The organism is Psychrobacter sp. 78a-MNA-CIBAN-0178 (genome assembly GCF_040309625.1).
In the GTDB taxonomy this organism is placed as follows: domain Bacteria; phylum Pseudomonadota; class Gammaproteobacteria; order Pseudomonadales; family Moraxellaceae; genus Psychrobacter; species Psychrobacter okhotskensis.
This window is the reverse complement of the sequence record NZ_JBEOOZ010000205.1, coordinates 1-239: the sequence shown is the minus strand read 5'-3', so window position 1 is coordinate 239 and position 239 is coordinate 1. Positions and strand designations below refer to the sequence as shown.

At 58.6% G+C, this 239-nt stretch carries 1 protein-coding gene; it reads right to left on the bottom strand.

What is annotated here, in order from left to right; genetic code table 11:
* On the bottom strand, nucleotides 1–184 hold a 184-nt coding region (locus tag AAEY80_RS14855), incomplete at its 3' end, for a substrate-binding domain-containing protein (RefSeq protein WP_350588640.1).
* Nucleotides 185–239 lie beyond the last annotated feature (55 nt).

The window sequence follows — 239 nt, the reverse complement described above, 5'->3', positions numbered from 1 at the left end:
GATTTACGGTCGGCACTCGGGCCGGTGCCGTCGTACCCCGGATGACGAGCTCGGGTTGCACCAGACGCTCACCGAGGAAGGCGGTGTCGCCGCGAATTGACCCCATGAGGGATTGGATCGCCATCGTGGAAATAAGCTTGACGTCCTGACGAAGACTCGTTAATGGGGGATCGGTGTACCTCATGAGGGCCGAGTCATCGCACCCAATCACTGATACATCATCGGGAACCGATAATCCC